Source organism: Streptomyces sp. NPDC060028 (genome assembly GCF_042736725.1).
In the GTDB taxonomy this organism is placed as follows: domain Bacteria; phylum Actinomycetota; class Actinomycetes; order Streptomycetales; family Streptomycetaceae; genus Streptomyces.
The window spans coordinates 58,007-66,956 of record NZ_JBHWVJ010000001.1 but is presented as its reverse complement, the minus strand read 5'-3'; the positions used below and the strand labels follow the sequence as shown (position 1 = coordinate 66,956).

General features: G+C 71.4%; 12 protein-coding genes. 7 read left to right on the top strand and 5 right to left on the bottom strand.

Annotated features, from left to right (window positions below):
• Positions 1-4 precede the first annotated feature (4 nt).
• Positions 5-364 (bottom strand): NADH-quinone oxidoreductase subunit A, encoded by a 360-nt coding sequence (locus tag ACFWBF_RS00355; protein ID WP_190182942.1) that lies wholly within the window; start codon positions 362-364, stop codon positions 5-7.
• Positions 365-1,076: 712 nt separating this feature from the next.
• Here ACFWBF_RS00355 and ACFWBF_RS00350 point away from each other — a divergent pair.
• The 4 genes from ACFWBF_RS00350 (at position 1,077) to ACFWBF_RS00335 (ending at position 3,155) form a co-directional block, all read left to right on the top strand.
• Positions 1,077-1,922, top strand: a complete 846-nt coding sequence (locus tag ACFWBF_RS00350) for a C40 family peptidase (protein WP_385592783.1) — start codon at positions 1,077-1,079, stop codon at positions 1,920-1,922.
• A gap of 220 nt (positions 1,923-2,142) precedes the next feature.
• A complete protein-coding gene (locus ACFWBF_RS00345) occupies positions 2,143-2,397 on the top strand; it encodes a hypothetical protein (protein WP_385592780.1) in 255 nt (84 codons plus the stop codon).
• A 72-nt stretch (positions 2,398-2,469) separates the two neighbouring features.
• On the top strand, positions 2,470-2,712 hold the full coding sequence (locus tag ACFWBF_RS00340; RefSeq protein WP_327284822.1) for a hypothetical protein: 243 nt from the start codon (positions 2,470-2,472) through the stop codon (positions 2,710-2,712).
• On the top strand, positions 2,709-3,155 hold the full coding sequence (locus tag ACFWBF_RS00335; RefSeq protein WP_385592777.1) for a DNA-binding protein: 447 nt from the start codon (positions 2,709-2,711) through the stop codon (positions 3,153-3,155). The genes ACFWBF_RS00340 and ACFWBF_RS00335 overlap by 4 nt, the downstream gene beginning before the upstream one ends.
• A gap of 58 nt (positions 3,156-3,213) precedes the next feature.
• On the opposite strand, the gene ACFWBF_RS00330 is transcribed toward ACFWBF_RS00335, so the two are convergent.
• Positions 3,214-4,497 (bottom strand): geranylgeranyl reductase family protein, encoded by a 1,284-nt coding sequence (locus tag ACFWBF_RS00330; protein ID WP_385592774.1) that lies wholly within the window; start codon positions 4,495-4,497, stop codon positions 3,214-3,216.
• A 98-nt stretch (positions 4,498-4,595) separates the two neighbouring features.
• Between ACFWBF_RS00330 and ACFWBF_RS00325 the strand changes: the two genes are divergently transcribed.
• Complete coding sequence (locus ACFWBF_RS00325) at positions 4,596-5,180, top strand: GNAT family N-acetyltransferase (RefSeq protein WP_385592771.1); 585 nt, start codon at positions 4,596-4,598, stop codon at positions 5,178-5,180.
• A 60-nt stretch (positions 5,181-5,240) separates the two neighbouring features.
• On the opposite strand, the gene ACFWBF_RS00320 is transcribed toward ACFWBF_RS00325, so the two are convergent.
• Both ACFWBF_RS00320 and ACFWBF_RS00315 read right to left on the bottom strand, forming a co-directional pair.
• Positions 5,241-6,152, bottom strand: a complete 912-nt coding sequence (locus tag ACFWBF_RS00320) for a glutaminase (RefSeq protein WP_385592768.1) — start codon at positions 6,150-6,152, stop codon at positions 5,241-5,243.
• Positions 6,153-6,159: 7 nt separating this feature from the next.
• Positions 6,160-6,852, bottom strand: a complete 693-nt coding sequence (locus ACFWBF_RS00315) for a demethylmenaquinone methyltransferase (RefSeq protein WP_385592766.1) — start codon at positions 6,850-6,852, stop codon at positions 6,160-6,162.
• Positions 6,853-7,090: 238 nt separating this feature from the next.
• On the opposite strand from ACFWBF_RS00315, the gene ACFWBF_RS00310 reads away from it, so the two are divergent.
• Both ACFWBF_RS00310 and ACFWBF_RS00305 read left to right on the top strand, forming a co-directional pair.
• A complete protein-coding gene (locus ACFWBF_RS00310) occupies positions 7,091-7,999 on the top strand; it encodes a DUF3152 domain-containing protein (RefSeq protein ID WP_385592763.1) in 909 nt (302 codons plus the stop codon).
• Positions 8,000-8,055: 56 nt separating this feature from the next.
• On the top strand, positions 8,056-8,337 hold the full coding sequence (locus ACFWBF_RS00305) for a helix-turn-helix transcriptional regulator (RefSeq protein WP_385592760.1): 282 nt from the start codon (positions 8,056-8,058) through the stop codon (positions 8,335-8,337).
• On the opposite strand, the gene ACFWBF_RS00300 is transcribed toward ACFWBF_RS00305, so the two are convergent.
• Positions 8,303-8,947 (bottom strand): hypothetical protein, encoded by a 645-nt coding sequence (locus ACFWBF_RS00300; RefSeq protein WP_385592757.1) that lies wholly within the window; start codon positions 8,945-8,947, stop codon positions 8,303-8,305. The two genes, ACFWBF_RS00305 and ACFWBF_RS00300, sit on opposite strands and share 35 nt — an antisense overlap.
• Positions 8,948-8,950: the final 3 nt, after the last annotated feature.

Genomic DNA, 8,950 nt, shown 5'->3' with positions numbered 1-8,950 from the left:
CCCCTCAGTCCCATTCCAGGCCGCCGCGGCGCCAGACGTAGGCGTAGGCGACGAAGACGGTGAGCACGAAGAGGAGCATCTCGACGAGCCCGAAGATCCCCAGCGAGTCGAACGTGACCGCCCAGGGGTAGAGGAAGACAATCTCGATGTCGAAGACGATGAAGAGCATCGCCGTCAGGTAGTACTTGATGGGGAAGCGGCCGCCGCCGGCCGGCATCGGAGTGGGTTCGATGCCGCACTCGTAGGCTTCAAGCTTTGCCCGGTTGTACCGTTTTGGGCCGATCAGCGTGGCCATGACCACGGAGAAGATCGCAAACCCTGCGCCGAGGGCGCCGAGCACGAGGATGGGCGCGTACGCATTCACGCTCCTCGCTCCTTCCAGTCGTCCTTGACCGTTGGACCGCTGCCGGCGCATGTGAGGCAGTTCACAAGCCGGACTGGTGCGCATCTTATGCCCGGTCCTCTGTGATCTGCGACACGGGTTGCAACAACGAGTTTGTGATCTCCACCACCTGACGAACGATCATGAAGTCCGATGAGTGGTGATCTTCGTACGCGAAGCATCCACATGATCACCAAAGGTGACATCCGACCTCGTCGCCGCAGGTGGCAGAGGTGTCGCACTATCAAACCGTGTCCCGTGCAGGCAAATTGGCGACGTGGCGGCCGTGGTGATAAAGCGATCGCCGTCGCCCGGCCGGGGGATGGCCCGCGTACGGGGGTGGACGCGTGCATCCGTTCACGAACTCCGGCTCCGAATCCGCCGGCCACTTCACAGCGGGATCACGAACCGGCCACAGCGTCCGCACAGCGTGACGTTCCTGTGACCTGCGCCACTCCGAATTCGCACCGCCGAAAGGGGGCTTGGCCATCTGTGGCGAGGGATGGTAGGCCGAGGATCAATTCGGACTTATTGCAGAAACCCCATGATCACAGGCTTGCGGAGGCCTGTCCGATTGGTCCGTTACGGCGTCAATAAGGCTCTCGACGCGCCCGGTTAGCCCGCTTCGCGCACAACTGTGGCGCAGACCACGTTTCTTGAAGGGAACCGCAACCCCCTGATAGCGGTTGTACTCATGTCCCACACCGCTCACATACCCAGCCACCGGAAGCCCCGCCGCAGCGCCTCGAAGCTCGCGGTCCGCGCCGGAGTTGCCGGTGGCGTCCTCAGCACCCTGGCCATGGCCGGCACGGCGAGCGCGTCCCCGTCCGCCGAACCCGTGACCGAGACGACGCTCGAGATGCCGGTCCTCAGCATGGACCTGGCCGCCGACGTCTCCTCGTCCGTCACCAAGGCCGCGGAGAACACCCGCGCCGCCGCCCTCGAAGGCGAACTGCACGCGCAGGAGGAGACCGCTCGCACGGGCGCCGCCGCCGAGGCCAAGAAGGCCAAGGAAGACGCCCAGCAGGCCGACGCCGACCAGAAGGCGAAGGAGGAGGCGGACCGCAAGGCCGAGGCCGAGCGCGCCAACCGCAGCTCCGCCCGCGCCTCCCTGTCGACCAAGTCGGCTTCCTCCGGCTCGACCTCCAGCGACGGTTCCGGCGCCTCCGTGGCCGCCCCGGCGACCGGCTCCGCCGCCGCCATCGTCAACTTCGCCCGCGCGCAGGTCGGCAAGGCGTACGTCATGGGCGGCACCGGCCCGTCCTCGTTCGACTGCTCCGGGCTCGTCCAGGCCGCGTACCGCCAGGCCGGCATCAGCCTGCCGCGCATGTCCCAGGCGCAGTCCTCCGCGGGCACCTCGGTGTCGCTGAGCGCCCTGGAGCCGGGCGACATCCTGTACTGGGGCTCCAAGGGCAGCGCGTACCACGTGGCCGTCTACGTCGGCGGCGGCAAGTTCGTCGGCGCGCAGAACTCCGGCACGGGCATCGTCGAGCGCCCCCTGAGCTACGACAAGCCCACGGGCGCCGTCCGCGTCCTCTGAGCCGCCCGGGCGCCTCGGGGCGCCCTCCGCTGCCCTGAGAGCCTCACGGATGCCTTCAGGGACGCCTGAGCATCGCGAAAGGGCCGGCACTCCCCCGCTCGGGGGCGGAGTGCCGGCCCTTTCGCGTCCCAACCGGCGGCCGGGACGTACCGATCCGGCCGAACCCCTGCGAAGATGACCGCGGCGCGCACGCCCGATTCACCCCAGGAGGTGGTGATCCATGATCACCGAGCCGTACGAGGACCAGGGCGGCAGCGGCGCAGATCCGACCGCCCTCCCGGCCGCGGCCGGACTGGGCCTCCTGGCGATGGGCGGCTGGCTGCTCACCACAGCCCGGCCGTGGCAGAAGCCGAATCACCCGGTGACCCTCGGCCTCGGCTGGACCGCCTCGGCGGCGCTGCTGATCTGCGGTCTGGTGCTGCTGTCCAGGTGCATCCGGTCCGTGCACCGCTCGGGCGAAGCACCGTACGAATAAGCGGGCCGCACCGGGAGAACTCCCCGCCGCGGCCCGCCTGAAGTTTCCTACCGACGGTGTTACGTTTTAGGTATGAGCAGCCACGTGGCACCCCAGGCCGCCGAGCGGGCCGGCAAGAGATCCGTGTCGCTCGCACAGTCGTTGATCAAGGAAGTCGAGGAGCGCACCGGCAAGAACGGGTTCTCCTCCGTCGTGGCCGAAGCCTTGGAGGAATGGCTCGCCGCGCAGAAGCTCCGCGAGGTCGTGGCCGCTGACCGCAAGGCGTTCGGCCCCGTCTCCGCCGAAGCGCGGCGGCAGGCGGAACAGGAGTGGTGAGCAAGCGCCTCAAGATCAAGGCCAAGAGCGAGGGCACGCTCGTCCTGGACGCCCAAGGGCTTTCGCTGCACGTCGACGGCGACGAGGGGATGCGTGCCCGCATCGAGGTCGCTCAGCAGAGCGGCCGACGCGTGGCGCTGTCCGCACTGACGCCCTTGGAGGTGCGCCGAAGCGGAGAGGTCGCCAAGCGACTCCGGTTCCTGCTTTCCCGGTTCGACGTGAAACCGGTCAACGACGCGGTGACAGAGGCCGCAGCGAAGCTGCTGGACGCCTCGGGCCTTGACGGGCACGAATGCCTCGTAGACGCACTCGTGGTGGCCACGGCCGCGCTCTGCCCGCCCCCGGTACTCCTCGTCACTTCCGACAAGTCGCACATCCCGGCGCTGTGCAAGGCCGCCGGGGAGCTTCCCGGCTCGCCGAAGGTGAAGATCGTCGAAGTCTGACGGCCAAACGCCGCGACCGGGCCGCTCGGTCCCTGCCAAGCGGCCCGGCCTTGAATGATCACGCTTTTGGAGCCACCTTCGAGAGGCCGTTGATGATGCGGTCCATCGCGTCGCCGCCGGCCGGGTCGGTGAGGTTGGCCAGCATCTTGAGCGTGAACTTCATCAGCACCGGATGGCTCAGGCCGCGCTGCGTGGCGACCTTCATGACCTTCGGGTTGCCGATGAGCTTCACGAAGGCGCGGCCCAGCGTGTAGTAGCCGCCGTAGGTCTCCTTGAGCACCTTCGGGTAGCTGTGCAGCACCAGTTCGCGCTGCGCCGGGGTGGCGCGGGCGTGGGCCTGCACGATGACGTCGGCCGCGATCTGGCCCGACTCCATGGCGTACGCGATGCCCTCGCCGTTGAACGGGTTGACGAGCCCGCCCGCGTCGCCGACCAGCAGCAGGCCCTTGGTGTAGTGCGGCTGCCGGTTGAAGGCCATCGGCAGGGCCGCGCCGCGGATCGGCTGCGTCATGTTCTCGGGGGTGTAGCCCCAGTCCTCCGGCATGGACGCGCACCAGGCCTTGAGGACCTCGCGCCAGTCCAGCTCCTTGAAGGCGGCGGAGGAGTTGAGGATGCCCAAGCCCACGTTGGACGTGCCGTCGCCCATGCCGAAGATCCAGCCGTAGCCGGGCAGCAACCGGTCCTGCGGACCGCGCCGGTCCCACAGTTCCAGCCAGGACTCCAGGTAGTCGTCGTCGTGCCGGGGCGAGGTGAAGTACGTCCGCACGGCCACGCCCATCGGGCGGTCCTCGCGCCGGTGCAGGCCCATGGCGAGGGACAGCCGCGAGGAGTTGCCGTCGGCGGCGACGACGAGCGGGGCGTGGAAGGTGACCGGGGTCTTCTCCTCGCCGACCTTGGCCTGCACGCCGGTGATGTGGCCGGTGCGCGGGTCGCGGACGGGCTCACCGACGTTGCAGCGCTCGTACAGCCGGGCGCCGGCCTTCTGCGCCTGGCGGGCCAGGGTCTCGTCGAAGTCGTCGCGCTTGCGGACCAGTCCGTAGTCCGGGAAGGAGGCGAGTTCCGGCCAGTCCAGCTGGAGCCGCTGACCGCCGCCGATGATCCGCAGGCCCTTGTTGCGCAGCCAGCCCGCCTCTTCGGAGATGTCGATGCCCATCGCCACCAGCTGTTTGGTGGCGCGCGGGGTCAGTCCGTCGCCGCAGACCTTCTCGCGCGGGAACGCCGTCTTCTCCAGGAGCAGGACGTCGAGTCCGGCCTTGGCGAGGTAGTGGGCGGTGGTCGAGCCGGCGGGCCCGGCCCCGACGACGATCACGTCCGCGGAGTGTTCGGAGAGGGGCTCGGTCACTGCGGGGTCTCCCGAAGGCTCGATAAAGGGTGCCCAACGGCACGGGACACGTGCAGTCTATGCAGCGAGAGAGATCGCGAACCGAAGGGCTGCCCCCGATGACCGCCTCGCCCAGCTCGTCCAGCTCGCCCGGCCTGCTCAGCTCGCCCGGCCCGCTCAGCTCGCCGGCCCGGCCGCTGCCCGCCGTACGGCTTCGCGTGCCCACCGACGAGGACGCGCACGCCTGGCACCGCGTATTCGACGACCCGGACGTGATGGCGTTCCTCGGCGGCCCCGCCGAGCTGTCCGCGTACGAGGAGCTCACCGCGCGCCAGCGCATGCACGAGGCACAGCTCGGCGTCTGCCTGTGGACCCTGCTCGACGAGGAGGGAGCGGTGCTCGGCTTCACGGGCGCGCAGCCGTGGCCCGCGGAGAAGGAGTGGGGGCCGGTCGGGGAGATCGAGATCGGCTGGCGGCTGGGTCGCTCCGCGTGGGGGAAGGGATACGCGTACGCGGCCGCGCTGGCCACGCTGGAGCGGGTCCGGGAGGCCGGTGTCCCCCACGTCGTCGCCATGATCAACGACGAGAACGCGCGCTCGATCGCGGTGGCCGAGCGGCTCGGCATGACCCTGGCGGAACGCTTCCTCCTGCCCGGCGGCACGCGCCACGGCCGCCGCTACGAGCTGAAGCTCGGCCAGGGCTGACGGGGCGCCGCGCGAGCCGCCCCCGCTTCGTGGGCTCCGCCCCGCCAGCGGAGGCGCGCGTCAGAAAACGCTCAGGCCCGTCAGGGTCGTGAAGCGGTCGAGGGCCGCCACACCCGCGACGGAGTTGCCCTGGGGATCCAGGCCCGGGCTCCACACCGCCAGGGTGCACTGGCCGGGCACGACCGCGACGATGCCGCCGCCGACCCCGCTCTTGCCGGGCAGGCCGACGCGGTAGGCGAACTCGCCTGCCGCGTCGTACGTCCCACAGGTCAGCATCACCGCGTTGATCTGCTTGGCCTCGCTGCGCGTCAGCAGCCGCGAGCCGTCCGCGCGCAGCCCGTGCCGGGCCAGGAAGCGGGCGGCGCGGGCCAGGTCGGCGCAGCTCATCTCGATGGAGCACTGCCAGAAGTAGTGGTCGAGCAGGGCCGGCACGGGGTTGTCGATGTTCCCGTAGCTGGCCATGAAGTGGGCGACGGCGGCGTTGCGGTCACCGTGCTCGTGCTCGGAGGCCGCCACCTCGGCATCGAAGGCGATGTCCGGATTGCCGCTCTCCTCCCGCAGGAAGCGCAGGAGTTCGCTGCTCGCGTCGCCGGTCAGGGTCTGGAGCCGGTCGGTGACGACGAGCGCGCCCGCGTTGATGAACGGATTGCGGGGGATGCCGTTCTCGTACTCCAGCTGCACGAGGGAGTTGAACGGGTTGCCGGAGGGCTCCCGGCCCACCCGCTCCCACAGGCTGTCGCCTCCCTCGGCGAGCGCGAGGGCCAGGGCGAAGACCTTCGTGACGGACTGGGTGGAGAAGGGGACCTGCCAGTCCCCCACCCCGAAGGCGTTGCCGTCGAGGTCGACGACCGCCATCCCGAACTGCCGCGGGTCCACGGACGCGAGCGCCGGGATGTACTCGGCGGGCGTCCCGCTGCCGACCAGCGGGGCGATGTCCTCCGCGACCTGCTCCAGCAGCGTCTGGTAGTCCACGACGGGTCTACCGCTTGGTGCCGCGGTGCAGCGCGACGATGCCGCCGCTCAGGTTGCGCCAGGCGACCTTGCCCCAGCCGGCCTTCTGCAGCAGCGCGGCCAGCGCGGGCTGGTCGGGCCACTCGCGGATGGACTCGGCGAGGTAGACGTACGCGTCGGGGTTGGACGACACCGCGCGGGCCACCGGCGGCAGGGCGCGCATCAGGTACTCGGTGTACACGGTCCTGAAGGGCGCCCAGGTGGGCTGCGAGAACTCGCAGATGACGACCTGGCCGCCGGGCTTGGTCACCCGGTACAGCTCGCGCAGGGCGGCGTCGGTGTCCTGGACGTTGCGCAGGCCGAAGGAGATGGTGACGGTGTCGAAGACGCCGTCCTTGAACGGCAGCTTCGTCGCGTCGCCCGCGGTGAGGGGCAGCCAGGGGTTGCGCCTCTTGCCCTCGCGCAGCATCCCGAGGGAGAAGTCGCACGGGACGACGTACGCGCCGGTCGCGGCGAACGGCAGCGAGGAGGTGGCGGTGCCGGCGGCGAGGTCGAGCACGGTGTGCCCGGGGCGGGCGCCGACCGCCTTGGCGACCTCCTTGCGCCAGAGGCGTGCCTGGCCGAGGGAGAGGACGTCGTTGGTGAGGTCGTAGTTCGCGGCCACGCCGTCGAACATGGAGGCGACTTCGTGCGGCTGCTTGTCCAGGGAAGCGCGGGTCACTGGCTTGGCCCCTCGGTGTACGGATCGGCTGGTACCACCCCATCCTCTCAGGTACGGGCGCACCCCCACCCCCGGGGCGGAGCCCCAGGAGCGGAACTGGCCCGGAGGACAGTTACGGAACGTGGCGCCCCCCCGGTTGACTGGGCCCGCGCGGCCCGGTGACGGTCACCCGCCGGAGCGAGGGCCGCACCACCGGCCCCTCCTCCGTGGCGGCCGCCACGAGCAAAGGGCTTCACGCATGCCGGCAGGCCATTCCACCGGTCGACCCCGCCGCACCGTCGCCACCCGCGCGGGCCGCCGCGCGGCCGAGCGCCGCAGGCGGCTGCGCCGCACCCTCCTCCTCGGCTCGGCCGCCGTGCTCGTCGCCGTCTCGGCGACGGCGTACGCGATGGCCCCGGGCGACGAGGTCGCCACCGTCGCCGACAGCCGCGCGCAGGGCGCCCCCGGCGACCAGGCGGCCCCGGCGGAGCGGCCCGCGCCTTCCGCCTCGGCCACGCCCTCGAAGGCGCCCCGGGCAGCCACCGGCAAGCACTCGCCCTCGCCCTCCCCGTCGGCCTCCGCGTCCGCCAGTGCCCCGCCGCCCGCACCCGCACCCGGGGGCTTCGCCGCCTCCTCCCTCGCCGGCCTGCCCCAGGGCAAGGGCCCGGTGCGCCGCTGGCGGCTGGAGGTCGAGGAGGGCAGCGGGGTCGACGCGAACACCGCCGCCCGGGCCGTGGAGGCGATCCTCGGGGATCCGCGCGGCTGGATCCACGACCCCGCGTACGGCTTCCAGCTCGCCGGGGCCGGCCAGCCGGTGGACTTCACCGTGAAGATCGCGACGCCGACGACCACCGACCTGCTGTGCGAGGTGGTCACGCCGGAGCTGAAGGGCGAGACCAACTGTCGCGCCGGCCACACGGTGGTGGTCAACCTCAAGCGCTGGCAGGAGGGATCGCCGCAGTTCGCGGGCCCGGTGGAGCAGTACCGGGCGCTGATCGTCAACCACGAGGTCGGGCACGAGCTCGGCCACGAGCACGAGACCTGCCCTGGCCCGGGCCAGCCGGCGCCCGCGATGATGCAGCAGATCAAGGGGCTGCTCGGCTGCACGGCCAACGCCTGGCCGTTCGACGGGAACGGAACCTACCTGTCCGGTCCCCGCGTCCCCTAGAACAGGACAGGACGGGACCGGGCCTCCGGTCCCGCCGGGGGCGAGGAGTGGGAACCGTGCGCGTCGTCAGCTTCAGCGTCCCCGCGTGGTTCCCCTCGTACGACGCCCCGGCAGCGCCGGACGCCCAGCTGACGGAGCAGGAGTCGGCCGTGTTCCTGTGCCTGGCCACCGGCGCCTCGAACGCGGAGCTGGCCGCCGAGCTGCAACTGTCCGTCAGCACGGTCAAGTTCCACGTGCACAACATACGGACCAAGCTGGGCGGGATCAGCCGCCTCCAGGCCTGCCTGCTCGCCGCGCTCGCGCTCAGCGGCGGCGGTGCAGCAGCCGTCCCCCGATGACCGTGGCCACACAGGTGGTCGGCCCCTGCACCAGCAGTTCGTCCGGCCCCGCCACGGCGAAGACCGCGAACCGGGCCGGGGCGCCGGGCTCCAGCACCCCGTGGAAGGCCTCCTCGGCCCGCTCCCGCCCGGCGAACGGGTTCAGGGACGGCGCGCCTTCGTCACCCGCGGGCGGCAGGATCGTCAGCCCGGACCGCACCACCGCGGTCCGCACCGACGGAACGGTGAACCGGCCGGCCACCGCCACCACCCCGCGCGCCAGCAGCTTCTGCGTGCCGCGCCGGGCGCTGTTGCCCCAGCGGGCCTCGGTCATCTTGAGGTCGGCCAGCGCCCCGGCCCCGGTGACGGGCTCGGCGCCGAGCTCGGTGATCTCGTACGGGTCGTCGGGGTAGTACGTCCGCTCCAGCAGCGCGTCGGCGCCGCGCACCAGCAGCCCCGGGGTGAGCACCCCGGGCCAGCGGCGGGCCCGGGCGTGCGGGTAGGCCGCGCCCAGCTCCTCGTACGGGCCCACGCGGGCGATCCGGTCGCCCTCGACGAGGACGGCAGCGCCGGGCAGGGGTACGGACCCCGGCCCGGGGACGAGGAGTTCGGCGGTGTGGAGCGTCAGCATCGG

Coding starts and splice junctions, on each gene's coding strand:
- ACFWBF_RS00340 (WP_327284822.1), top strand. CDS start 2,470: ATGAGCAGCCACGTGGCACCCCAGGCCGCCGAGCGGGCCGGCAAGAGA.
- ACFWBF_RS00345 (WP_385592780.1), top strand. CDS start 2,143: ATGATCACCGAGCCGTACGAGGACCAGGGCGGCAGCGGCGCAGATCCG.
- ACFWBF_RS00300 (WP_385592757.1), bottom strand. CDS start 8,947: ATGCTGACGCTCCACACCGCCGAACTCCTCGTCCCCGGGCCGGGGTCC.
- ACFWBF_RS00325 (WP_385592771.1), top strand. CDS start 4,596: ATGACCGCCTCGCCCAGCTCGTCCAGCTCGCCCGGCCTGCTCAGCTCG.
- ACFWBF_RS00350 (WP_385592783.1), top strand. CDS start 1,077: ATGTCCCACACCGCTCACATACCCAGCCACCGGAAGCCCCGCCGCAGC.
- ACFWBF_RS00310 (WP_385592763.1), top strand. CDS start 7,091: ATGCCGGCAGGCCATTCCACCGGTCGACCCCGCCGCACCGTCGCCACC.